General features: G+C 72.7%; 16 protein-coding genes and 1 rRNA gene. 4 read left to right on the plus strand and 13 right to left on the minus strand.

The window, feature by feature from the left end:
• Both ACLJWH_RS02720 and ACLJWH_RS02725 read right to left on the minus strand, forming a co-directional pair.
• Positions 1-83: ribosomal RNA gene (locus ACLJWH_RS02720) — 16S ribosomal RNA — on the minus strand; the annotation flags it as partial.
• A gap of 738 nt (positions 84-821) precedes the next feature.
• The gene (locus tag ACLJWH_RS02725; RefSeq protein WP_411139912.1) at positions 822-1,829 is read right to left on the minus strand and encodes a stage II sporulation protein M; all 1,008 of its coding nucleotides are present in this window, start codon (positions 1,827-1,829) and stop codon (positions 822-824) included.
• 110 nt (positions 1,830-1,939) lie between these two features.
• On the opposite strand from ACLJWH_RS02725, the gene ACLJWH_RS02730 reads away from it, so the two are divergent.
• Positions 1,940-2,992: an RDD family protein gene (locus ACLJWH_RS02730; RefSeq protein ID WP_411139913.1), complete on the plus strand. Its 1,053-nt coding sequence runs from the start codon at positions 1,940-1,942 to the stop codon at positions 2,990-2,992.
• Positions 2,993-3,976: 984 nt separating this feature from the next.
• Here ACLJWH_RS02730 and ACLJWH_RS02735 read toward each other — a convergent pair.
• Together ACLJWH_RS02735 and ahcY are read right to left on the minus strand one after the other, a co-directional pair.
• Positions 3,977-4,591, minus strand: coding sequence for a hypothetical protein (locus ACLJWH_RS02735; protein ID WP_411139914.1), 615 nt, complete (start codon positions 4,589-4,591; stop codon positions 3,977-3,979).
• Positions 4,592-4,683: 92 nt separating this feature from the next.
• Positions 4,684-6,141 (minus strand): adenosylhomocysteinase, encoded by a 1,458-nt coding sequence (ahcY, locus tag ACLJWH_RS02740; RefSeq protein ID WP_411139915.1) that lies wholly within the window; start codon positions 6,139-6,141, stop codon positions 4,684-4,686.
• A gap of 1,066 nt (positions 6,142-7,207) precedes the next feature.
• Between ahcY and ACLJWH_RS02745 the strand changes: the two genes are divergently transcribed.
• Positions 7,208-9,316 carry a fructose-specific PTS transporter subunit EIIC gene (locus ACLJWH_RS02745; RefSeq protein ID WP_411140407.1) on the plus strand — a complete coding sequence of 703 codons (2,109 nt, stop codon included), beginning with the start codon at positions 7,208-7,210 and terminating at the stop codon, positions 9,314-9,316.
• 188 nt (positions 9,317-9,504) lie between these two features.
• On the opposite strand, the gene ACLJWH_RS02750 is transcribed toward ACLJWH_RS02745, so the two are convergent.
• From ACLJWH_RS02750 to ACLJWH_RS02775, 6 genes are all read right to left on the minus strand, one after another.
• Complete coding sequence (locus ACLJWH_RS02750) at positions 9,505-10,464, minus strand: cation diffusion facilitator family transporter (RefSeq protein WP_411139916.1); 960 nt, start codon at positions 10,462-10,464, stop codon at positions 9,505-9,507.
• Positions 10,465-10,726: 262 nt separating this feature from the next.
• Entirely contained in the window at positions 10,727-11,929 is a 1,203-nt protein-coding gene (manA, locus tag ACLJWH_RS02755) for a mannose-6-phosphate isomerase, class I (RefSeq protein WP_411139917.1), read from the minus strand.
• A gap of 87 nt (positions 11,930-12,016) precedes the next feature.
• Positions 12,017-13,153 (minus strand): SIS domain-containing protein, encoded by a 1,137-nt coding sequence (locus ACLJWH_RS02760; RefSeq protein ID WP_411139918.1) that lies wholly within the window; start codon positions 13,151-13,153, stop codon positions 12,017-12,019.
• 73 nt (positions 13,154-13,226) lie between these two features.
• Entirely contained in the window at positions 13,227-13,451 is a 225-nt protein-coding gene (locus tag ACLJWH_RS02765; protein ID WP_411139919.1) for a Trm112 family protein, read from the minus strand.
• A gap of 168 nt (positions 13,452-13,619) precedes the next feature.
• On the minus strand, positions 13,620-14,978 hold the full coding sequence (locus tag ACLJWH_RS02770; RefSeq protein WP_411139920.1) for a phosphomannomutase/phosphoglucomutase: 1,359 nt from the start codon (positions 14,976-14,978) through the stop codon (positions 13,620-13,622).
• Positions 14,979-15,220: 242 nt separating this feature from the next.
• Complete coding sequence (locus tag ACLJWH_RS02775) at positions 15,221-15,655, minus strand: DUF3499 domain-containing protein (RefSeq protein ID WP_411139921.1); 435 nt, start codon at positions 15,653-15,655, stop codon at positions 15,221-15,223.
• Between the two features lie 274 nt (positions 15,656-15,929).
• On the opposite strand from ACLJWH_RS02775, the gene ACLJWH_RS02780 reads away from it, so the two are divergent.
• On the plus strand, positions 15,930-16,388 hold the full coding sequence (locus ACLJWH_RS02780; protein WP_411139922.1) for a metallopeptidase family protein: 459 nt from the start codon (positions 15,930-15,932) through the stop codon (positions 16,386-16,388).
• Between the two features lie 84 nt (positions 16,389-16,472).
• Here the strand turns inward: ACLJWH_RS02780 and ACLJWH_RS02785 are convergent, their stop codons facing one another.
• From ACLJWH_RS02785 to ACLJWH_RS02795, 3 genes are all read right to left on the minus strand, one after another.
• Positions 16,473-18,074 carry a DUF5719 family protein gene (locus ACLJWH_RS02785; RefSeq protein ID WP_411139923.1) on the minus strand — a complete coding sequence of 534 codons (1,602 nt, stop codon included), beginning with the start codon at positions 18,072-18,074 and terminating at the stop codon, positions 16,473-16,475.
• Positions 18,071-21,958: a glycosyltransferase gene (locus ACLJWH_RS02790; protein WP_411139924.1), complete on the minus strand. Its 3,888-nt coding sequence runs from the start codon at positions 21,956-21,958 to the stop codon at positions 18,071-18,073. Before ACLJWH_RS02790 ends, ACLJWH_RS02785 begins: the two co-directional genes overlap by 4 nt.
• A gap of 309 nt (positions 21,959-22,267) precedes the next feature.
• Positions 22,268-22,531 (minus strand): WhiB family transcriptional regulator, encoded by a 264-nt coding sequence (locus tag ACLJWH_RS02795; protein ID WP_030266018.1) that lies wholly within the window; start codon positions 22,529-22,531, stop codon positions 22,268-22,270.
• Positions 22,532-23,243: 712 nt separating this feature from the next.
• Here ACLJWH_RS02795 and ACLJWH_RS02800 point away from each other — a divergent pair.
• Positions 23,244-23,753 (plus strand): cysteine dioxygenase, encoded by a 510-nt coding sequence (locus ACLJWH_RS02800; RefSeq protein WP_094794306.1) that lies wholly within the window; start codon positions 23,244-23,246, stop codon positions 23,751-23,753.
• Positions 23,754-23,774 lie beyond the last annotated feature (21 nt).

Below are 23,774 nucleotides of genomic sequence, written 5' to 3' on the forward strand. Positions count from 1 at the left end.
CCGAAACCGGTTCATCGTTCGACTTGCATGTGTTAAGCACGCCGCCAGCGTTCGTCCTGAGCCAGGATCAAACTCTCCGTGAATGTCTCCCCGATACCGGGGCAAACACCACGAGAGCGGAACCACCGGACGGAATAAGTCCAGCAGTTCACAGCGTCCTCGCTAGTGTCGCCTCCCACACCACCACGGGTGCCGGAGGACTTTTTCAAAGGAACCTCATCCACCGAAGTGGACGGGGTATCAACATATCTGGCGTTGACTTTTGGCACGCTGTTGAGTTCTCAAGGAACGGACGCTTCCTTTGCGCCTGTTTCACCAGGCTCTCCGGGCGCTTCCCTTCGGTCTTGCGTTTCCGACTCTATCAGATCCTTCCGGACCCGATTTCCGCCGGTCTGCGTTTCCGCCTTCCGGCTTCTTCGCTTTCCCACCGTACCAGATCCGTTTCCGCATCCGGCCCCCTGTGAGATCGGGGTCGGCCTTCCCGCTTTCGCTTTCCGGCCTTTCCGACTCTATCAGACCCGGTTCGTTCCGTTTCCGGTTCGAATTCGGTTCCGATTACCCGTCGGAGGGGCTTTGCCTTTCGGCTGATCCGACGTTATCAGAAGTGATTTGGTCGATTTAATCGACCGCTTCTTCCGGTTAGTGATCGGATGTGCTTCGCCGAATTGAACTTCCGGCCGAAGCGGAGATGGATACTACCGTTGCGACCGGACCATGTCCAGTTCCGCTGCAACCGTTCGAATCTACCTCCCCCTGACTCCCATGTCAATGGGTGCCTGGGGCGAAGAGGAGATTAGCAGGTCAGCGGGGTTCGACGCACATCAGGCGGCGGTCGGCAGGAGTGCGGTGCGGTCGGCGGTGGCCACGTCGCCCGTCTCGCCGGCGCGTACGGCTCGTCCGCCCAGGACGTAGACGTACAGGAGGAAGGCCAGCTCGGCGGCGATGCCTGTGCCGATGCGGGCCCAGGTGGGCAGGCCGGAAGGGGTGACGAAGCCTTCGATGGTGCCGGCCACGAAGAGGACCGCGGCGAGTCCGACGGCGACGCCGAGGGCGGCGCGGCCCTCCTCGGCCAGGGCCGTACGGCGGCTGCGTGAGCCCGGGTCGATGAGGGTCCAGCCCAGGCGCAGGCCGATGCCCGCCGCGACGAAGACGGCGGTCAGTTCGAGGAGGCCGTGCGGAAGGAGCAGGCCGAGGAAGGTGTCGAGGCGGCCCGCCGAGGTCATCAGGCCGAGGCCGATGCCCAGATTGAGCATGTTCTCGAAGAGGATCCACAGGACAGGCAGACCGGCGAAGGCGCCGAGGACCAGGCAGAGGGCGGTGGCCTGGGCGTTGTTCGTCCATACCTGGGCGGCGAAGGACGCGGCGGGGTGGCTGGAGTAGTACGTCTCGTACTTGCCGCCGGGGCGGGTCATGTCGCGGAGGTCCTGCGGGGCGCCGATGGCCGACTGGACCTCCGGGTGGGTGGCTATCCACCAGCCGATGAGGGCGGCGACCACGACGGAGAGGACCGCGGTGGGCATCCACCAGTGGCGCAGGCGGTAGACCGCCGCCGGGAAGGCCGTCGTGAAGAAGCGGGCCGCGTCGCGCCAGGACGCCTTGCGGGCGCCCGTGACCGTGCTGCGGGCGCGGGCCACGAGCGACGTGAGGCGGCCGGTCAGCGCGGGGTCGGGGGCGCTGGAGAGGAGGAGGGAAAGATGGGTGGTGGCGCGTTGGTAGAGAGTGACCAGTTCGTCGGCCTCGGCGCCGGTGAGGCGGCGCTTGCGGCGCAGCAGCGCTTCCAGGCGGTCCCACTCGGCACGGTGGGCCGTGACGAAGACATCGAGGTCCATGCGGTGTCGCTCCTCGCAGCGCCGTGACGTGAGTGCCTGGTCAGCTTGGCAGACTGGCCGGGGCCGGCATGGGGCGGGCGGGGCATCGGGGAACGAGAGGGAGTGGGCGCGTGAGTGAGCTCGTCACGGGTGAGGCGGTGGTGCTGGGGCTGCGGCCGGCCAGGCTGCCGAGCCGGGCGCTTGCGGTGCTGGTCGATCTGGCCGTGGCCTGGGGGACGTACCTCGTGGTGGCGCTGCTGCTGATGAGCGCGACGTCGTCGATGGACGCCGCCGCGATGGCGGCCCTGTCCGTCGCGCTGTTCATCCTGGTGCAGGTCGGGATACCGATCGTGATCGAGACGCTGAGCCATGGTCGTTCGCTGGGCAAGCTGATGTGCGGGCTGCGGGTGGTGCGGGAGGACGGAGGGCCGATCCGGTTCCGGCACGCGCTGGTGCGGGGGGCGATGGGGGCCGTCGAGATCGTGCTGACGATGGGGGTCGTGGCGTCGGTCGCCTCGCTGGTGTCGGCGCGGGGCCGGCGGCTGGGGGATGTTTTCGCGGGGACGGTGGTCATCCGGGAGCGGATACCCGCGGCGGGCCTGGGGCGCCCCGGGGTGGCGCTGTCGCCTCCGCCTCCGTGGCTGGCGGCGCAGCTCGCGGGCCTGGATCTGTCGCGGGTGCCGGACAGCTGGTGGCTGACCGTACGGCAGTACCTGGCGCGGATGCGGCAGCTGGATCCGCAGGTCAGCTGGACGATGGCCGGGCGGTTGGCGGGTGACCTGCGGGGGTTCACCGGAGTGGCCGGGCCGATAGGGGCGCATCCCGCGGCGTATCTGGCCGCGGTGGTGGGTGAGCGGCAGGCGCGGGAGGCGCAGCGGGCTTTCGGAGCGCCGATGCGGGCGCCGGAGAGAGTGGGGGACGCTCCTGGGGTTGGGGGCGCGGCCGGGGGGCCGGCGGCCGGTGAGCCGTGGGTTGCCGGTGGGGTGCCCGGGGCGGCCGGGGCGTGGTCGCCGCCTGCGGGGGTGCCGGTGGCCGGTGGCGGGGCGGCGGGTGTCGGGGTCGTACGGGACCGCGGGGACGGGGCCAGGTACGAGGACGGGGATGCGTACGGGCGCGGCGGGGGTGCCAGTGCCAGTGCCAGCCATGGTGGAGCACCGGGTACGGGGTTCGCGCCGCCTGGGTGAGAGATGGCGGTGGGGGTGGTGAGGGTGAGCTGGGGGGGGAGCGTGAGCCTGTCGGGGGTGTGTGGCGGACGGCGGCGCAGGTGCTGACGGGCGCCAGGGCTGCGGCGCGGCTACGTGGGCAGTTGCTCGTTCTGGGCGCGGGGCACGTGCTCGTCCAGGGCGCGGGGCACGAACGGAGCCCGGCGACTTCGGTTCGGTTTCGGTGGCGGCGCGGGTTTCGGGGCCGGGTAGCTGACGGGAGCGTCGCGTAGAGGGTCATGGCCCGTACCGGTGACTGGTGTGGTGCCGCGGCAGTGGGCATCGCGGGGCCGTCACAGGTGGCGCGCTCGGAAGCTTCGGCTTGTTGGCGGCGCGGGCGTCCAGGCCGCGTGGCTGCCCAGGGCGTCACGTAGACGGGTGGCCCGTCCCGACGGGCGGCCCAATCTCGGTGATTGGGGTGGGGCCACTGTGGTGGGCATCGCGGAGCCGTCACTGGTGGCGCGCCCGGCGGCTTCGGTTCGTTGGCAGCGCGGGCGTCGGGGCCGGGCGGCTGCTGGGAGCGACGTGTAAAGGGGTACGGCCTGTCCCAGTTACTGAGGTTGGGCCGCAGTTGTAGGCATCGCGGGGCCGTCGAGGATAGGTGTGCAGCGGGGCGCTTGTCGCGGTGAGCGGCTGGGCGTCGGTTCGTGGTGCGGTTTCGCGCGGGGTGTGGGGGTTGTGCGGGGTGTGGAGGCGTGCTCGATGGTCTCGGTGTGCGGGTGGGGTGTCGCGTAACGCCCGGGTGCTTCGCGGCGCGCTCCGGAGGGGCTGGGAGTGTCCGGGGCCAGAAGAGCCGGCGGGGCGGAGACTCAGAGCAGGCAGGTCCGCGTGTTCATAGCCATCCGCCGTACGCACACGTCGTGCGCGCATGTCTTACGTGCGTGACATGTCCGTAGGGCGTGCCCGGCCGCCGTTTCGGGTGCCGCGCTGTGTGGTGAAGGTGGCAGGTGGGTGCTTCGGGCCGGGTCAGGAGAACGTGGACGGCGGGGATTCGAGGGATTCGAGCTCGATGCCGGGGGCGGCCAGGACGACGTCGCCGGCGATGTGGACGGGGTGCTGCTCGCCGGTTTCGAGGTCGTTGACCTGGTATTCGTCGGCGATGAGGGGGGCGTTGTCAGTGGCGTGTGGTGTGCTTTTCAGCAAGGCCCAGGACTGGTCGAGGGTGCGGGGGGCGAGGACGGGGGGTGTGAGGGCCAGCAGGCGGGCGCGGACGGCTCCGGCGCCCAGGGCGGGGCGTAGCAGACGGGCGGCGGCGATGAGGAACGCGGGGGACGCGCCGGTGAAGGCGTGGGCGCGGACGTTTCCTTCGGTGGCGTGTTCGCCGGTCGGGTCGGTACGTACCCAGGTGACGCCGTCCAGGGCGGCGCCGCGGACCTGCCAGGCGGAGGCGTGGAGTTCGAGGCGGATGGGGCGGCCGAGTTCGTCGAGGGTGAGGTCGACGGAGCCGGCGTGGTCCCCGGAGGGGCTGATGATCTGGGAGACGTAGCGCCAGCCGGTGGGGCCGGTGGCGCAGTGGAAGTGCTCTTCACCGAGGGGGGTGTGATCGTGCGGGTCGTGCAGGGAGTAGTGACCGCGGGGCATGGGCGTCCTTCCGGCGGGCCGGTGCGGGGGCCTTCACGGGCCAGGCCCCCGCCGCGAGCGGCGAGGGCCTGGATACACCGCCTGCTGCGTGATCAGTAACGGTAGTGGTCGGGCTTGTACGGGCCGGTGACCTCGACGCCGATGTAGGCGGCCTGCTCCGGGCGCAGCTCGGTGAGCTTGACGCCGAGCGCGTCGAGGTGGAGGCGGGCGACCTTCTCGTCGAGGTGCTTGGGCAGCACGTAGACGTCGGTCGGGTACTCCTCGGGCTTGGTGAACAGCTCGATCTGGGCCAGCGTCTGGTCCGCGAACGAGTTGGACATCACGAAGGACGGGTGTCCGGTTGCGTTGCCGAGGTTGAGGAGGCGGCCCTCGGACAGCACGATCAGGACCTTGCCGTCCGGGTGGGTCCAGGTGTGGACCTGCGGCTTGATCTCGTCCTTGACGATGCCGTCGAGCTTGGCCAGGCCGGCCATGTCGATCTCGTTGTCGAAGTGACCGATGTTGCCGACGATGGCCTGGTGCTTCATCCGCGCCATGTCCGAGGCGAGGATGATGTCCTTGTTGCCGGTAGTGGTGATGAAGATGTCGGCGGTCTCGACGACGTCCTCAAGGGTGGTGACCTGGTAGCCGTCCATCGCCGCCTGGAGGGCGCAGATCGGGTCGACCTCGGTGACGATCACGCGGGCGCCCTGGCCACGCAGCGACTCCGCGCAGCCCTTGCCGACATCGCCGTAGCCGCAGACCACGGCGGTCTTGCCGCCGATGAGGACGTCGGTGGCGCGGTTGATGCCGTCGATCAGCGAGTGGCGGCAGCCGTACTTGTTGTCGAACTTCGACTTGGTGACGGCGTCGTTCACGTTGATCGCCGGGAAGAGCAGGTCACCGTCGCGCTGCATCTCGTACAGGCGGTGCACGCCGGTGGTGGTCTCCTCGGTGACACCGCGGATCTCGGACGCCAGGCGCGTCCACTTCTGCGAGGTCTCGTCCACGGTGCGGTGGAGGAGTTCGAGGATGGCGCGGTGCTCATCGCTCTCGGCGGTCTCGATCGCGGGGACCTTGCCGGTCTTCTCGTACTCGACGCCCTTGTGGACCAGGAGCGTGGCGTCGCCGCCGTCGTCCAGGATCATGTTCGGGCCGCCGGTGGGCGAGCTGGGCCAGGTCAGCGCCTGCTCCGTGCACCACCAGTACTCCTCCAGGCTCTCGCCCTTCCAGGCGAAGACCGGGACGCCGCGGGGGTTGTCGGGGGTGCCGTTCGGGCCGACCGCGATGGCCGCGGCGGCGTGGTCCTGGGTGGAGAAGATGTTGCAGGACGCCCAGCGGACCTCGGCGCCGAGGGCGACCAGGGTCTCGATGAGGACGGCGGTCTGGACGGTCATGTGCAGGGAGCCGGTCACCCGGGCGCCGGCCAGCGGCTGGGCGTCGGCGTACTCCTTGCGGATCGACATCAGGCCGGGCATCTCGTGCTCGGCGAGGGTGATCTCCTTGCGGCCGAAGTCGGCGAGGGACAGGTCCGCGACCTTGAAGTCCTGGCCGGTGGGTACTGACGTCATGGCTAACTGCTCCTGAGCGGTGCGGTGTTTAGGGCTGGGAGGTCTGCGACACGGGCAGGCAGGGACGTACGCAGAAGCGAACGCACCTCTCCCCCGGCCGCAGCGCAGTCCGTCGGAGGCCCTCTCTCCCTCGGCCGGTCCGCGGTGCGGGCCGCCCGACCGCCATCAGCAGCGACGTCTGGTACTGCGGACGAATCTACACCGCTCGGCCCAATGAACCCCAGTCGGCGGATTCCGGGGGGATCCGGCCGCTCCGGTTCGGTCAGGGACGGGATCCGGCACGGAATCCGGCACAAGGACCGGGGCGAGGTCCAGCCGCGGCCCGGATCAGGTGTGCGGCGGCGAACGGACCGGCGGCAGGCCGGGGCGAGCTCGCGGGCGGGGCCCCGTACGACGCGGGCGGGGCCCCGGACGGCCGGACCCGGGACCGGATCGCCAGGGCCAGGCGCCCGGGGCCGAGCCCTCCCACAGCCGCATGCCAGGACCTCTCGGATGTCAGCCTCCAGCGCGCGGCCCCCTCCGTACGGCTACGCGCCGGGGCCGAGGCGTCGCGCGGCCAGTGTCCGCGCCGTCCGCGGGCGGGCCCCGTACGGACGGACGGACGCACCCGCGACCGGGACCGCCAGGACCGGGACCGGGCGCCCTCGGCCGAGCCCTCCCACAGCCGCATGCCGAGCCCTCCCACGACTCCGCGCCGAGCCTCTCGGATGTCGCTCTCCAGCGCGCGGCCCCCTCCTACGGCTACGCGCCGAGGCCAGGGCGTAGCACCGCAGGGTCCGCGCCGCCCTGCCCGTCGGCCCGGATCGCCGCATCCCGGCGGGCCGGCAGGCCGGGCCTGGTCGTGGCAGGCCGGGCCAGGGCACCGCCGTGTTCAGGCCGATGGTCCCTGGTGTCCGGGTCTTGCGCACCTTTGCTTGTGTGGCCGCATGTTGCAGTATGCAAAGTGCGCGGGAGCTGTCGTACGTCCCGTGCGCACGTTCGTCTTGAGGAGAACCACGTGACCAGCAGTCCAGCCGATCCCCCCAGGGACGCGGGGAAGAGCGGGCGAGGGTTGAAGCTGCTCGCAGTGACCGCCTGCCCGACCGGTATCGCGCACACGTATATGGCCGCCGAGAAGCTGTCGCAGGCCGCGGAGGCGCTCGGCCACGAGATCAAGGTGGAGACCCAGGGCTCGATCGGGGTCGAGAACGCCTTGTCCGACAACGATGTCGAGGGCGCCGACGGCGTCATCATCGCCGCGGACAAGGATGTCGACCGCAGCCGGTTCACCGGGAAGCGGCTCCTGGCGGTCGGCGTCGCCGAGGGCATCCACCATCCCGCGCAGCTGATCGAGCGGGTGCAGCACGCCCCCGTGTACGACGGGGAGGAGTGCGGGTCCGCCAAGGACGGCGAGAGCGCCGGCGGTGGCGGCGGCAAGGAGCGCAGCCTCGCGTACAAGGCGCTGATGAACGGGGTCAGTTACATGATCCCGTTCGTCGTGGTCGGCGGTCTGCTGATCGCGATATCGCTGGCGATCGGCGGGCACGCCAACCCCGAGGGCGGCCTGGTCATCCCCGACGGATCGTTCTGGAAGCACGTCAACGACATCGGGGTCATCGGCTTCGCGCTGATGGTGCCGATTCTGTCCGGCTATATCGCGTACGCGATCGGGGACCGCCCCGCGCTGGTGCCGGGCATGATCGGCGGCTGGATCGCCAACACCGGTGATCTGTACGGCTCCAAGGCGGGCGCGGGGTTCATCGGCGCGATCGTCACCGGCTTCCTGGCCGGCTATCTGGTGCACTGGATCAAGAAGGCCAAGGTCCCGAGGTTCATCCAGCCGATCATGCCGATCATCGTGATCCCGATCGTGGCGACGGCGGCGCTGGGCCTCTTCTTCATCTACCTCATCGGCAAGCCCATCTCGTGGGTGTTCACGCACCTCACCGACTTCCTCGGCGGGATGACCGGGTCGAGCGCGATCCTGCTCGGCGCGATCCTCGGGCTGATGATCGCGTTCGACATGGGCGGGCCGGTCAACAAGACGGCCTTCCTCTTCGGCGCCGGGCTGATCGCCAGCGGCAACCAGACCGTCATGGGGATGTGCGCCGCGGCGATTCCGGTCATGCCGCTGGGCCAGGGGCTGGCCACGCTGATCCGTAAGCGGCTCTACTCCGACCAGGAGCGGGAGACCGGTATGGCGGCGCTGTTCATGGGGCTCTTCGGGATTTCCGAGGGCGCGATTCCGTTCGCGGCGGCGCGGCCCGCACAGGTCATTCCGGCGAACATGCTCGGTGGTGCGGTGGCCGGTGCCATCGCGGGCATGGCCGGGGTCACGGACGCGGTGCCGCACGGTGGTCCGATCGTGGCGGTGCTCGGTGCGGTCGGCGGGGTGCCGGCATTCTTCATCGCCGTCGCCATCGGTTCGGTGGTCACGGCGCTCGCCACGGTGACGCTGGTGGACATCGCCGACCGCAAGAAGAGCGGTGCGCCCGCGAAGTCGCTGGTGCCGGAGCCGGCGTTGGCGATGGCCGGGGCCGGTGCGGGAGCCGGGGCCGAGGTGGCGGACCGCGCGGCCGCCCCCGCCGGCACGGCCGGCGCCGCGGTACCGGCGTCCCGTACGGCCGTGTCCCCGGAGAAGCCGACGGCGACGGACGGCGCGACGACGACGGCACCGGCGGCCGGTACGGACACCGGCACCCGTACGGCGGCGGACGCAGCGGCGGACGGCGCCGTCGACGAGGTGCTTTCCGGGTATCTGACCGAGCGGACCCTCAAGACGCAGCTCGTCTCCCGGGAGAAGGAGGCGGCCATTCGCGAGATGGCCGAGCTGGTGGCCGGTACCGGCAAGGTGGCGGACGTGGACGAGCTGGTGCGGGTGGCGCTGGCCCGTGAGGCACAGGGCACCACCGGACTCGGCGAGGAGATCGCGATTCCGCACGCCAAGACGGACGCGGTGACCGCGCCGGTCGTCGGGTTCGCACGGTCCGCCGAGGGCATCGACTGGGGTTCGCTGGACGGCACACCGGCCAGGCTGGTCTTCCTGATCTCGGTGCCGCAGGCGGCGGCCGGTGACGAGCATCTGCGCATCCTGGCGCTGCTGTCGCGGAAGCTGATGGACCCCGGCTTCCGCGCCCGGTTGCAGAGCGCGCCGGACACCGCGGCGATCCTGCGGGTACTGGGCGAGATCCGGTAACCGGCCGCGCGCGAACGGTCACCGCGGGACTCCCGCACGGAGAAGGCCCCCGCACCAGATCGGTGAGATCGGTGCGGGGGCCTTCGCCGTATCCGTGGCTGTCCCGGTGCCGCTGCTGTCCGTAGCTGCGGCCGTACCCGTACCCGTATAGCCGTGGCCGGGTCCGCGGCCGTACGTACCGCAGCCGGTCAGCGGCCGCCCGGTACCTTCCCCGGGTTGTTCCCCGCAGCGGCCGCGGCCTCGCTGTAGATGTCGGGCTCCAGATAGATGACGCGGGCGATCGGCACCGCCGCGCGGATGCGGGCCTCGGCGGCGTTGATCGCGTCCGCGACCTGGGTGGCCGTGTCGTCGTGCTGTACCGCGATCTTGGCGGCGACCAGCAGTTCCTCGGGGCCGAGGTGCAGGGTGCGCATATGGATGACGCCGGTGACGACATCGCCGTCGACCACCGCGGCGCGGATCTTGGCCACCTGGTCGGCGCCCGCGGCCTCGCCCAGCAGCAGCGACTTGGTCTCGGCGGCGAGGACCAGCGCGATCAGTACGAGCAGCGTGCCGATGCACATGGTGCCGATGCCGTCCCAGAGGGCGTCACCGGTGGCGACGGTGAGGCCGACGCCGCAGAGCGCGAGGGCCAGACCGATCAGCGCGCCGAAGTCCTCCAGCAGGACGACCGGCAGCTCGGGGGCCTTGGCACGCCGGATGAACTGGGCCCAGCTCTGCTTGCCGCGCAATTCGTTGGACTCCTTGACGGCGGTCCGGAAGGAGAGCCCCTCGGCGACGATCGCGAAGACCAGGACGGCCACCGGCCAGATCCAGTTGTCGAGTTTGTGCGGGTTCTGGATCTTCTCGTAGCCCTCGTAGAGCGCGAAGACGCCGCCGAGGGTGAACAGGACGATGGAGACCAGGAAGCCGTAGACGTACCGCTCGCGGCCGTAGCCGAAGGGGTGTTCCTCGGTCGCCGCGCGCTTGGCCTTCTTGCCGCCGAGCAGCAGCAAGCCCTGGTTGCCGGAGTCCGCGAGGGAGTGCACGCCTTCCGCCAGCATCGAGGACGAGCCGCTGAAGGCGAAGGCCACGAACTTCGCCACGGCGATCGCCAGATTGGCGCTCAGCGCCGCGACGATCGCCTTTGTTCCGCCTGATGCACTCATGAGGCCGTTATGTTCCTTCCGTCGACCGGGCTTTACCGCCCCTTTAACGCTGGTGCGGCGGTCATTGTCGCAGCCCGGCCGACGTGCTTCACAGGTTCCTCAGGACTGTCCCGTCGTACCTGGTGGATCGGCGCGCGACGTCAGATGCGGTGCATCGCAAAGCTAAGGAGCGTCCGCCTGCTGGATGTACGTGGACGTTCCGACAACGCGGCGAGGTGCCGTAGCCGTCGTCGCGCACCCGCCAGGCATGACAGGACGGCCCTCAGGCGACCACCGTCGCGCGGAAGAGCGTGCCCTCGCCGGTGAGGGCGACCCGCTCACCGGCCCGGACGAACGCCGACTCACCGGGCGCGAGCACCAGTTCACCGTCCGCCGTCGCCTCGCCGCGCAGCACGACCGTCCCCGCCGTGCACAGCAGGACCTGCGGCGTACGGGCGTCGAGCGGACGGGGCGCGGCACCGGGCGCCAGGACGAAGCGGGAGAGCCGGAATTCGTCGATCGGGGTCTCGTAGACCTCCTCGCCGTCGACCGCCTCCGGGCGCAGGACGCCCGGGTCGCCGGACTCGAAGCGGACGATGCGCAGCAGTTCGGGGACGTCGACGTGCTTGGGGGTCAGACCGCAGCGCAGCACGTTGTCGGAGTTGGCCATCAGCTCGACGCCGAGGCCGTTGAGGTAGGCGTGCGGTATGCCGGCGCCGAGGAACAGGGCCTCGCCGGGCTGGAGTTGGACGTAGTTGAGCAGCATCGCGGCGATCACGCCGGGGTCGCCGGGGTAGTGGTGCGCGATGGCGGCGTAGGCGGCGTAGGAGGCGGCGAGCGGGCCGTCCCCGGCGCCCAGCTCCGCCGCCGCGGCGGCGGCCTGTTCGACGGTCTCGGCCATCGCGTCGTGCTCGGCGGTCAGGACGGCGGTCAGAACCTCGCGCAGCGCGTCCTGTTCGGGGCTGGCGCGCAGGATGTCCGCGTACGGCTTGAGGGCGTCGACGGCCAGGCCGTCCAGGAGGTCCGCGGCCTGCGCCGGGTGCCGGAAGCCGCAGAGCCCGTCGAACGGGGTGAGCGCGCAGACCAGCTCGGGCTTGTGGTTGGCGTCCTTGTAGTTGCGGTGCCCGGCGTCGATCGGGACGCCGCGCCGCTCCTCGTCGGCGAAGCCCGCCCGCGCCTGTGCGAGGTCGGGGTGGACCTGGAGGGAGAGCGGCGAGCCGGCCGCGAGCAGCTTGAGCAGGAACGGCAGCCGGGGGCCGAAGGCGCGGACGGCGTCGGCGCCCAGTTCGGCTTCCGGCGCGGCGTCGATCACCTCGGCCAGCGAGACGGGCCCCGCGCCGCGGTCGATGCGGGAGGGGGCGCCGGAGTGCGCGCCCATCCACATCTCGGCCTGCGGCGCGCCGGTCGGCTCGACGCCGAGCAGCTCGGGGATGGCGGTGACGGAGCCCCAGGCATAGGGGCGCACAGTGTTGGCGAGGCGGTCCATGGGGGTGCTTCCTGACGTTCGGTCGTGCGGGAGAACGGTGGTGCGGCGGGGCGGTCCGGGCCGGTGTGCGGAGCGGACCGGCCCGCGTCAGCCGGTGCCGGCGAGTGCCAGATAGACGGCGGCGAAATCCGTGACGGCGAGCAGTTCCGCGGCGCTCTCCAGGTCGCTGCCGGCCTCCGGTTCGAGCTCGCTGACGGCGGTGTCGCGTTCCTCGGCGAGGGCGTGCGCGGCGCGGGTGGCGGAGTGCGGGCCGGGTGCCTGGTCGCGCAGGAGGACGATCCGGGCGTGCAGGGTGGCGGGCTGGTCGACGCGGTCGCGGAAGAAGTCGTCGGGGTCGGCGCCCGCGGCGAGCGCGCCGGCGAGCAGCGCGCGGTGCGTGGCGAGCGCTTCGGGCAGCTCGGCGGTGAGCGCGGGGCGGCCCGCGAGGCCGGTCAGCACGGCCGCGAAGTGCCGGCCGACGGCTCCGGCGACGGTGCCTTCGGTCCAGATCAGCGGCAGCGTGTCGGCGAGCTCGGCGGCCAGCGTCTTGGCGGGGTTGCTGTACGTGGCGATGGCCGGGCCGCAGCGTTCGGCGAGCTGGTCGAGGCGGTCGGCGAGGCGGGCCAGTGCCTCGGGCGGCGCGTCGAGCAGGCCGATCCGGTCGGCGAGCGCGAGCAGCGGGATGAGCAGCGACCAGAGCGTGCCGGGGGCGGCCGGGGGCGCGCCCTCGACGTCGAACTCGGCGTCGTACGGGGTGGTGACCAGGGGGACGGCGAGGCCGCGGGCCTGGATGACGGCATCCGCGAGAGGGCCGCCGGCGGGGGTGACGGCGACGACGGCGCAGCCGCGGCGGTATGCCTGTTCGACCAGCTCGGCCAGACCCGGGTCGGCGGCGTCGGGCCCGGCGAGCAGCAGCAGGTCCAGCGGGCCGGTCCAGCCGGGCAGGGTCCAGCGCAGGGCGCCGGGCTGCGGGGCGACGCCGGTGGGCGGGAGGAGGGTGGCCGGGCAGCTGCCGCCGCCGAGTGCGGCGACGAGGTCGGCGACGCAGGCGGCGGCCGGGCCGGGGCCGGCGACGAGGACGGCGCGCGGCCGTCCGTCGGGGGTCAGGTCGGGGATGCCGGACTCGGCGGCGCTGCGGGCGGCGGTGCGGACCCGGGCGCCGGATTCGGCGACACCGCGCAGCAGCCCGAAGCGGTCGGCGCCCGCCAGCGCCTCGGGGGTGTCGAGGAGTGACTCGTCGAGCATGGTGGCGCGGCCTCCGGTCGCCGAAACGGGCGGTGAACTCCGGGCGGTGCCGGGTCGGGGCCCGGCGGTACGGTCAGGCGGGGCGGCGGGCCTCGTCGACGAGGAGTACGGGGATGCCGTCCCGGACGGGGTAGGCGAGGCCGCAGTCACCGGAGGTGCAGACCAGCTCGGACTCGGGGCCCGTGACGCCGTCGGCCGGGGTGCCGGCGGCCGGGGTGGCGGGTGCCGGGCGGTCCGCGAGCGGGGCGTGGCACGCCGGGCAGGCGAGGATCTCGATCAGGCTGGCTTCGACCGGCATGGGTGCTGCTCCTTCGGGTGGTTGCGGCTCGGCCAGCCTACCGCCGTAAGGGGTGCGCGGGCCTGCGCGGCGTGGGTTCGGGGTGGCCGGGCGGGGCCGGGGCGCCGGTACGCGGTCCGGGGCCGGTCCGGTCCCCCCGCCGCCGTGTCGGCCCCGGCCGCTCCGGTGTCAGCCGCGGATGATCGCCAGCGCCTCGTCGCGGACGCGGTCGACGGTCGCCGCGTCCCGGGCCTCGACGTTCAGCCGCAGCAGCGGCTCGGTGTTGGAGGCGCGCACGTTGAACCACCAGTCGGCGGTGGTGACCGTCAGTCCGTCCAGCTCGTCGAGGGTGACGCCGGGGCGGTCCGCGTAGGCGGCCCGGATCGCGGCGAGCCGGCCGGCCTGGTCGTCGACGGTGCTGTTGATCTCTCCGGAGGAGGCGTACCTGTCGTACTGCGCGACCAGCTCCGAGAGCGTGCCCTGCTGGCCGCCGAGCGCCGCCAGGACGTGCAGGGCGGCGAGCATGCCGGTGTCGGCGTTCCAGAAGTCGCGGAAGTAGTAGTGCGCGGAGTGCTCGCCGCCGAAGATCGCGCCGGTCCGGGCCATCTCCTGCTTGATGAAGGAGTGGCCGACCCGGGTACGGACCGCCTCACCGCCCAGCTCCGCCACGACCTCCGGGACCGACCAGGAGGTGATCAGGTTGTGGATGACCGTGCCGCCGGGGTGCTTGGCCAGCTCGCGGGCGGCGACCAGTGCGGTGATCGCGGACGGGGAGACCGGGTCGCCCTTCTCGTCCACCACGAAGCAGCGGTCCGCGTCGCCGTCGAAGGCAAGCCCGAGATCGGCGCCGACCTCGCGCACCCGCGCCTGGAGGTCCACGATGTTCTTCGGGTCCAGCGGGTTGGCCTCGTGGTTCGGGAAGGAGCCGTCCAACTCGAAGTACAGGGCGTCCAGTTCGAGCGGCAGTCCGGCGAAGACGGTCGGTACGGTGTGCCCGCCCATGCCGTTGCCCGCGTCCACCACGACCTTCAGTGGCCGGCTGCCGGACAGGTCCACCAGGGACCGCAGATGCGCCGTGTAGTCCGCCAGCACATCGCGCCGGCCGATCGTCCCCGGCGTCGCGGCCGGTTCCGGGGCGCCGTCCTCGGACCACCGCTCGACCAGTGCGCGGATGTCCGCGAGACCGGTGTCCTGGCCGACCGGGGCCGCGCCCGCCCGGCACATCTTGATGCCGTTGTACTGAGCCGGGTTGTGCGAGGCGGTGAACATCGCGCCGGGCAGCCCCAGCGCACCGCTGGCGTAGTACAGCTCGTCGGTGGAGCACAGCCCGATCTCGGTGACGTCCACCCCGCGCGCCGCGGCGCCGCGCGCGAAGGCGCCGGCCAGACCCGGCGAGGAGGGCCGCATATCGTGCCCGATCACGATCGCGTCCGCGCCGGTGACCTCCGCGAAGGCCGCGCCGAACAGCCCGGCCAGCGCCTCGTCCCACTGGTCGGGGACCACACCGCGCACGTCGTACGCCTTCACGATCTGCGACAGATCAGTCACAGCCAGCCCTCCTGGGGTCTCTACGGAGCCCCAAACCTACCCGTCCGGCCCGAGGCGGGGCGAAACGACCGCCGGGTACGCGCCATCGCGCGCGGCGGGCGCCCGGCACGGTTCCGGGCGTGGACCGGCGCCGGCGTCGGGGTGTGACCAGGGGGACTTGACGCAACTCACGGATGGTGACGATCACTTCACGCACCGCCATGCCGATCCGCGTGCGGCCGCGCACAACGGCGGCCGGTCGCTCAGGAGTCGGGCGAGCGCAGTACCCGCAGATGGCCGCGGCGGCCGGCCTCCGTGGGCTGGCCGTCCCGGCCGCCGGGCCCGGCGGTCTGCGGCCCCTCGCCCGCGGCGCGCTCCTGCGGCCGGGCGGCCTCGCGCACGGCGTTGGCGAGCGCTTCGAGGTCGTCGCCGCTGGGGCGGGAGGGTCCGGAGTCGATGGCGAGACGGACGACTTCCCAGCCACGGGGGGCGGTCAGGCGCTCGGAGTGCTCGGCACACAGGTCGTAGCAGTGTGGTTCGGCGTAGGTGGCGAGCGGTCCGAGCACTGCGGTCGAATCCGCGTAGACGTACGTCAGCGTTGCGACGGCGGGGCGGCCGCACGCAGTGCGCGAACAGCGACGTACAGGGCTCACGACGTTGGACGCTACCGCACTCTTGAGCGGGCCGCGACGACTCACCCCCGGCTCACCCAACCGTGTCGTCCCGCTTCGTCCGATGCGTCTGACCTGCACCCGCTCGACCTGACCTGCGCCGGGCGGGCCGGGACGGACGGTGCGGGGCGATAAATCCCGTCACTATTCGCTGCAATTCATGTCATTCCACAGGGGTTCCGCGATCTCATGACGGGACGCAAACGAACGCAACGCGGACCGTAGCGATCAACCGGCGACATGACGTGTGTTGTCGCGCACTGCGGTCCCCGCCGCCCCGCGGCGGCTACGCTCGACGGTGATGGACACCCCCGTACCGCCTCGTCAGTCGGAGCCGCGCCCGCGCCGCCGCGACCGCCACGGCCGTGGCATGCGCGGCCCGATCGCGCCGCCTCAGGTACCGCTGTCGGTGACCCGCGCCGATGCCTTCGTGGACCTCGTGTACGACTCCCGGGACCGGCTGGAGCGGCGCTGGCCGCAGCTCCAGAACGTCGACTTCATCGTCCTGGAGGTGCCCGGTTTCGGTACGGACGAGGTGCCGGACACCGATACGGACGACGAGGCCGTGCCGCTGGGCCGGGCGGTGCCGGCCGCCGGCGGATATCGCGACCGGATCGTGATCTACCGCCGGCCGGTCGAGATCCGCACCAAGAGCCGCGACGAGCGCGCACTGCTGGTCCATGAGGTGGTCGTCGAGCAGGTCGCCGAACTCCTCGGCCTGTCGCCGGAGTCGGTGGACCCGCGGTACGGCCAGGAGTGAGGCCGTACCGCGGTCCCGGCGCTCCGGTCGGTCAACTCCGCCCGGTCCGCGACCGTATGTCCGCTATGTGATCGCGCTGTGCGGTCAGTCCGTCAGCAGCGACAGGTCCTGGCGGGCCGTCGGGACGGTGACCGAGCCCCGGTCGTCCGGCAGGGTCTGGATGGTGAAGGCGGGAATCCCGCCCTGCGGTTGCGCCAGCATGCGCGCCGCGTAGACCGGCCCGCCGCCCGGTTCCGGCTCCACCGTCAGCGCGTAGGAGCCCTTGAGGCCCTGCGGGCGCGGCGGTTCGACGGCGAGCGTGGCACCGCCCTTGACCGTGTACGTCTTGCTGACGGGCGTGCCGCCGCCGCTCCCGGCGGACGCGGTGACCTTGACCTTCGCGTCCTTGCCCTTCTCCGGTGCGACGAGCGTCAGGGTGCTGCCCTTGTCGCGGTTGTCGGCGGCGGTGGCGCGCTCGCCGACCGGCCGGGTGGCCGGGATGAACGCCGTCTCCTGTTTGTCGCCGGTGCCCCGGGTCACCCGCAGCGCCGCCACGACCGGCGTCTTGGAACCGCTGTCGGTGGGCGTCAGCACCAGCGACGCGGCCTCGCCCTTGGTGATGTCCTTGAGGTCCACTGCCGTCGTCATACCGCTCTTGACGTGCAGCGTCTCCACCCCGGCCGGGGTGATCAGGCCGGTCGGGGTGGCCAGCTGCACCTTCAGGTCGGCGTCCGCGTCACCGGGCGCGAGGGCCACCAGCCGGACGGACGTGGCGTCGCCCGGGATGCCCGGCAGCACCGCGCCCGGCGCCGGGTCGGCGGCGGCCGGCAGCCAGTCGCCGCCGAGCTTGGCGTCGACGGCCTGGACGGCGGCGCCGACCCGGCCCTCGCGGGCGATGACGTTCAGCGTGGCGTCGGTGGCCGGGGCGCCGGTCAGGGTGGAGAGCAGCACCGGGACCGTGGCGTGCGGCGGTACGGAGATGTTCTCGCCGGCCGCGGCCCGCAACGCACCGTCCTTGCCGTGCAGTTCGAGGTCGACGACGGCCGGGGTCGAGTCGGGGTTGGTCAGATGGACGTAGTCCTGGCGGTCCTTGTCGGTGCTCACACCCGGGAACCAGAACGTCGTATCGGGCGCGACACAGCTCAGCCCGAGCAGCCCGCGGCCCGCGCCGGCCGCGATGGACGTGGTCTGCTGGACGGTCCAGCCGGGCGCGAACGCGCCGTCGGCGGCCCCCACCAGGGCGGGGGCACCGGCGCTGTCGGTGGTCGCGGTGACCGGCTTCCCGGCCTCCGTCAGCGGCGCGACCGGCTTGGTGTCCTGCGGTGCGGCGGCCTGCTGGCCGCCCCCCGCGCCACCTCCCTTGTCCTTCCCGTCCTTGCCGCCGCTCTCCTTGACCGACCCGGCGGGCAGCAGCTGCGCGGTGCCCTTCTTACCGGTCTTACCGGTCTTACCGGTCTTACCGTCCTCACCGGCCTTGCCGGCCGCACCGGCACCCGCGGGGACGAAGGAGGTGTACGTGGTCTCGCCGACCGCCGAGGAGGCCGGCGGCGGGCAGAGCAGCGCGGAGCGCTGGACGGGCAGCCGGGAGCCGCCCGGCGCCACGGCCTGCGCGGCGCCGCCGGGGGCCGGGGCCGCGACGGTGGCGACACCGGTGACGGCGGCGAGCGCGACGGCCGCGCCGATCAGGGACATCATGGTGCGCTTCACTGCTGGTCGCTCCCGTCACGGCGCGGCTCGGGGTAGGAGCCGTGGTACGTCGTGCCGTCGTCGTAGGGCAGGTGCTGGGGGGGCTGCTGCGGTCCGTCGGCGTAGGGCTGCTGCTGCGCCGGGTCGTAGCCGGGCTGCGGCGTCCCCTCGTAGGACTGCTGTCCATAGCCGTAGGGGTCGTAGGCGCCCGCCTGGTAGGGATCCGCCGGATACGCGGCGTTCTGGTACGGATCGGCCGACGGGTACGGCTGCTGCCCGTACTGGGCCTGGTAGGGATCGGCGGGCGGGTAGGGCTGCTGCTCGCCGGGGTGAGCCGGCTGGGCCGTCTGCCAGTCCTCGTACGTGTACTGGTGCGGCACCGCCGCGTACGGGTCGGCGGCCGGGCCGGGGGCCTGGGCGGGGAGCGCGGCGGTCACCGGACCGGGCGCCGGGTCTCCCGGCGGGCCGGCCGGTGTCGCCTCGTCCGTGCGCGGGCCCGCGACGGCGTCGGCCGCGGGGGCGGCGGCCTGCGCCGCGGCCCGCAGCCGCCGGGCCCGGCGGCCCTCGCCGGTGGCCCCGTCGGCGGCCGGCGCGGGGGCCGGGGCCACGGTCTCCTCCGGCAGGTCGTCGTCGATCTCCCGGCGGCGGCCCGGCAGGGCGAGCACCACCAGGACGACCGCGAGCAGGCCCTGCGCCGCCAGCCAGAGGGAGTGGCCGAGCGGGTCGTCGTGGGTGAGGTCCAGCTGTCCGCCGCCGGCCGGGAGCTCGAAGCCCTGCGCCCAGCCGTCCAGCGTCACGGGCTTGAGCGGTTTGCCGTCGAGGGTGGCCTGCCAGCCCGCGTCGGCCGCGTCCGCGATCCGCAGCACCCGGCCGTCGGCGCCGTCGGGCACCTGGGTGTGCGCCTCGACGGGCCCGGCCGGTACCGCGATCGGCGCCACCGCCTCGCCCGTCCTGGTCCCGTCCCGCCCGGCGCCCGCCACGATCGAGACCCGGGAGACCCGCTGGTCCACCCGCCACAGGGCGCTGCCGTCGTCCTGGCTGAGCCGGGTCAGCCCCGGGGTCGCGTCCAGCACCCGGCCGGTCTCCCGGGGCGCGCCGTTCCGGACCAGGACGTAGCGCACCGCGTACCCGCCGAGCTGGCTGGTCTGGTCGGCGCCGGAGCCCGCCACGAGGTGGGCGACGATGCCGCCCAGCCGCTCGTCCTCACCCGCCGCCGCGGCCACATCGGCATCGCCCAGCCGGGCGCCGGAGCCGCGGACGAGGGTGTAGGCGACCTGTCCGGGGCGGCCGTCCAGGATCAAGGTGCGGGGCCGGTCGGCGGTACCGGACTCCTCGGCGACGAACGCCGGGACCTGGACCGCGTCGCGCCGCTGCACCGGCCCGGCCGCGCCGGTGATCATCCAGCTGACCGCGGCGTAGAGCGGGGCGAGGGCGCAGGCCAGCGCGATCAGCACGGCGACCGGCTGCTTCCAGCCGAAGCCGAGGGCGGTCATCCGGGTGCGGATGCCCTCGGCGCCGACCGCGGCGGCACAGAGCAGCGCCAGGCCGTAGACCAGCAGGGCGGGTCCCGTCCAGCCGGAGCCGTTGCCCAGCGCCGCGCACAGCAGCCCGGCCGACGCCGCCACCCAGGCGGTACGGATCGCCGTCTGCCGGGCGTCGCGGAGCGTCGCCGCGAGGGCGGCCAGCACGAGGCCGAACAGCAGCACCCCGCCGGCCGCCTTGGGGCCGCCGGGACTGAGCCCGAGCAGACCGAGCGCGGTGGCGGAGCCGGCGCCGTAGTCGAGACCGGCCTCCTGGAAGAACCGCGCGGGGTGGGTGAGCAGCGACAGCGACCAGGGCGCGAGCACGACGAGCGGGGCGAGGGCGACGGCCAGGAAGCGCAGCCCGTACCCGAGCAGCGCCGCCCGGCTGCCGTCCAGGGCGCGCAGCACCAGCAGGGCGATACCGAGGACGACCGCCAGCGGCCAGACGACCGGGGTGAAGGCCGTGGTCACGGTCACCAGCAGGGCGTACGCCCAGGTGGCGCGCCAGCCGGGCCGGGTACCGGGCGCGAGCCGCAGCCCGCCGGCGGCGACGGCGGCGCGCGCCATCAGCGGCAGCAGGACGGCGAGTACGGCGGTGCCCAGCCGGCCGCCGGCCAGTGCGCCGGCGACCGCGGGCAGGAACGCGTAGGCGACACTCCCCCAGGCCCGCAGCAGCCGGGAGGCGACCAGCGGGCGGGAGGCGAAGTAGGCGGTCAGGCCGGCCAGCGGGACGGAGCAGACCAGCAGCAGCGTGACGGCGAAGCCGGTGCTGCCGAAGCAGGCCGTGGCCACCAGGGCGAGGACCGCCAGGTACGGCGGCGCGGCGGCGGTGTCGCCGGTGCCGACCGTATGCCAGTTGTCGAGATAGGACGACCACAGCTCGGACACGTGCGCGGGTGCGGGCAGCAGGGCGCCGCCGGACAGCGCGCCGGAGCCGAGCAGATCCCGGCAGGCGACCAGCGACACCACGAGCAGCAGCAGGAAGAGCACCGGGGCGGGCTTGCGGGCCATCCGTTTGAGCCGCGCGAACTGCTCGATCTCCAGGAAGTCGGCGTCGTCGCCTCCGGGTCCGGACTCCACGGCGCCGTGCCGGCCGGCCGACGCGGCATCCGGCGCCTCCCGCCCGCCGAAGTTGCTGACGACCTGTTCGACGGAGGCGCGCACGGTCGCGCCGGGCAGCGGGAAGAGCGGCCGCAGTTCGCTCGCGTCGACCGTGGGACGGCCGCGGCCGCGCCGGGCGGCGAGGATCTTGCCGGGCCGCAGCAGGGTGCCGAGGAGCCCGGCGAACTCGTCCAGCGCCTGGCCGGGGGCCTTGCCGACGAGGTAGGCGACGACCCGCAGGAAGGTGCTGAGCAGCAGCCGCAGCAGGACGTACGGGAGCAGCGCGCCACGGGTGTTGGCGAGCAGGGTGTAGACGGCCCCGGCCTTGTCGACGCGGTGCGGGGTGGCGCCGCGCAGCGCGAAGCGCTTGGCCGGTGTGGCGGGGGCGCGGTCGCCCGAGGGGCGGGCCGAGCGGCCGACGCAGTCGATCGGCCGGCGCTCCCGGGCGGACGCCTCGGCGTGCCGCAGCACCGCGTCGGGCGCGACGAGGACCTGATGGCCGGCGGCCTGGGCGCGCCAGCAGAGGTCGACGTCGTCGCGCATCAGCGGCAGCCCGCGGTCGAAGCCGCCCAACTGCTCGTAGACGTCGCGGCGGATGAGCATGCCGGCGGTGGAGACGGCCAGGACGGGACGCACCTGGTCGTGCTGGCCCTGGTCCTGTTCGCGGCGGTCCAGACCGGTCCAACGGCGGCCGCTGCGCGCGATGCTGACGCCCACTTCGAGCAACTGGCGGCGGTCGTACCAGCTGCGCAGCTTGGCGCCGACGATGGCGGTGGCGGGGCTGGAGTCGACGACCCGCAGCAGTTCGGCGAGGGCGGCCGGCTCGGGCGCGCAGTCGTCGTGCAGCAGCCAGAGCCACTGGACCGGTTCGCCGTGCGGGAGTTCCGGCTGGTCGTAGGCGTCGTCCTGCCAGGTACGGCTGACCGGGTCCCAGCCGCTGGGGCGTCGCAGATAGGGCAGGTCGTCGGCGGTCAGGACGGGAGCCGTACGGACCGCCTCGTCGACGGCGATGCCGAATCCGGAGCGGCGGGCGAGGTGCAGCACCCGCTCGTCCCCGAGGGCCTCGCCGAGCAGCCGGGCGGAGTCGTCCGCGCTGCCGGTGTCGGCGCCGACGGCGTACTGCACCGGGCGCTCCTGGCCGAGCAGCCCGGCGAGCGCGTCGGGCAGCCAGCGGGCTCCGTCGTGGGAGACGAGCACGGCGGTGACGACATGCCGGGGGAACTCTGGGGGGGCGGCTGCGTATGAGGCGGCCTGGGCCGCCGACTGGCTGTGCACGGACATCGAGGTACGGGCCCTCCGGACCCGGGAGTCCGGGGCCCGCGGCGAAGCCGCTCAAGGCCCCCGCCCCCGGCAGACACACTGCGACGGACTACGAGGGACGCGCGCGCCCCGTGGGGGCGTCGGCACGTCTCGGACGGGGCCCCACACTAATGGTTCGCGCAGGGGCGCCGACCTGCTCCGTACACAGCAGTCCGCCTCCGGCGGGCAGTACGCCGGAGGCGGAGCGTTCGCTATAGGGGGATATGGGGAGTTGGCGTGACACCGCGGCGGGGCCGCGTGCCGCCTCTCGCGCGGGCTGCCGTGCGGTGTTCAGACGGCGGCCTTCTTCAGCCGGCGCCGCTCGCGCTCGGACAGACCGCCCCAGATACCGAAGCGCTCGTCGTTGGCGAGGGCGTATTCCAGGCACTCGGAGCGGACCTCACAGGCGAGGCAGACCTTCTTCGCCTCGCGGGTGGAGCCGCCCTTCTCCGGGAAGAAGGATTCGGGATCGGTCTGGGCGCACAGCGCGCGCTCCTGCCAGCCGAGCTCCTCGTCCGCCTCCTCGACCAGCAATTCCTCGAACAGCTCGGTCATGTGCGCCCCTCGTCTGTCTTGACGTCCCCGTGTCTGTCTTGACGTCCCCGTGATCTCGCCGTGATCGATAACGGCTGAACGACACGAGTGAAATTACAAGTGTGCCGATCCGGGCCAGTCAAGCCGAGATCTGCTATTGAGCCTCTTATTCACTCTGCGGAACCAAGCCTATGCGGAAAGTGTTCAAATCACCAAAAACCCGGACACTTCCCCAGGCGCATCACCCGGCACTCGCTTCCCACCCACCGAGACGCGACCACGCGCCACACCCGTTGCACCCCACCCGTCGAAGCGGGGAAGATCACAGACGGGTCACAGGACCGCAACGGCGTTTGGGGACGCCGATGCCGGGCGACTTCTCCTGGTCAACGACTGCACAAACCTTTCGCCTATGACAGTAACCGGATGAGGTGAATCATTTGTCGCAAACGCGACATCCGGTTGACATTGCGCCATGGACCCGGTCTCCTTGACCGCATGCCAGCGACTACCGCGCCCCGACTGACCCGTGCTTACGGGTCGCTCTGCGCCGCGCAGGCTCGCTGTCGCTGTTCCAGCTGTTGAAGCCACCGAGCTCCAGCCGTTCCGCTCGCACCACCCCCGCAGCCCCCTGCTCCGCGCCATCGCGCCGCGCTCCCCACCGGGACAGCCCCGCGCCGTGCCGCACCCCGTTCGCGTCACCCCAGCACTTCTGCCGAGGAACCCGAAGCACATGAACAGCGACGTCCAGATCGCCGGCGACCCGCTCGCCATCCCGCACCTGCTGCCGCCCGTCCCCGCCCACCCGGCCACCGTCGCCGGCTTCGCGGGCCTGGCCCGTTCGATCGCCGCCGACCGCGCCGCCTGGGTCCCGCTCGTCCGCTACGACACCACCACCCGCTGGTACCACCGGCTGCGCACCGGCCCCGGCTACGAGGTCTGGCTGCTCAGCTGGGTCCCGGGCCAGGGCAGCGGCCGGCACGACCACGGGCGGTCGTCCGGTGTACTGACCGTCCTGGAAGGCGAGTTGACCGAGCACGTCACGGCCGGCACCCGCACCGCACATCACACCCTGCGGGCCGGCACCCAGCGGGTCTTCGCCCCCGGCTACGTCCACGACGTCGTCAACGACGCCCTGGCGCCCGCCGTCAGCCTGCACATCTACTTCCCCGGCCTGACCGAGATGCCGATGCACAGCTCCCAGCGGGCGGCGGCGGACACCAGAGAGACCGCCGCCCCCTGACGTACACCCACCTCCGCCACC

Origin of the sequence: Streptomyces sp. x-80 (assembly GCF_046549095.1) — a bacterium.
GTDB classification, from domain to species: domain Bacteria; phylum Actinomycetota; class Actinomycetes; order Streptomycetales; family Streptomycetaceae; genus Streptomyces; species Streptomyces celluloflavus.

Bases quoted from the DNA above. Each gene is read 5' to 3' on its own strand.
- ACLJWH_RS02725 (WP_411139912.1), bottom strand. From the start codon at position 1,829: ATGGACCTCGATGTCTTCGTCACGGCCCACCGTGCCGAGTGGGACCGC.
- ACLJWH_RS02735 (WP_411139914.1), bottom strand. From the start codon at position 4,591: ATGCCCCGCGGTCACTACTCCCTGCACGACCCGCACGATCACACCCCC.
- ahcY (WP_411139915.1), bottom strand. From the start codon at position 6,141: ATGACGTCAGTACCCACCGGCCAGGACTTCAAGGTCGCGGACCTGTCC.
- ACLJWH_RS02750 (WP_411139916.1), bottom strand. From the start codon at position 10,464: ATGAGTGCATCAGGCGGAACAAAGGCGATCGTCGCGGCGCTGAGCGCC.
- manA (WP_411139917.1), bottom strand. From the start codon at position 11,929: ATGGACCGCCTCGCCAACACTGTGCGCCCCTATGCCTGGGGCTCCGTC.
- ACLJWH_RS02760 (WP_411139918.1), bottom strand. From the start codon at position 13,153: ATGCTCGACGAGTCACTCCTCGACACCCCCGAGGCGCTGGCGGGCGCC.
- ACLJWH_RS02765 (WP_411139919.1), bottom strand. From the start codon at position 13,451: ATGCCGGTCGAAGCCAGCCTGATCGAGATCCTCGCCTGCCCGGCGTGC.
- ACLJWH_RS02780 (WP_411139922.1), top strand. From the start codon at position 15,930: ATGGACACCCCCGTACCGCCTCGTCAGTCGGAGCCGCGCCCGCGCCGC.
- ACLJWH_RS02790 (WP_411139924.1), bottom strand. From the start codon at position 21,958: ATGTCCGTGCACAGCCAGTCGGCGGCCCAGGCCGCCTCATACGCAGCC.
- ACLJWH_RS02795 (WP_030266018.1), bottom strand. From the start codon at position 22,531: ATGACCGAGCTGTTCGAGGAATTGCTGGTCGAGGAGGCGGACGAGGAG.
- ACLJWH_RS02800 (WP_094794306.1), top strand. From the start codon at position 23,244: ATGAACAGCGACGTCCAGATCGCCGGCGACCCGCTCGCCATCCCGCAC.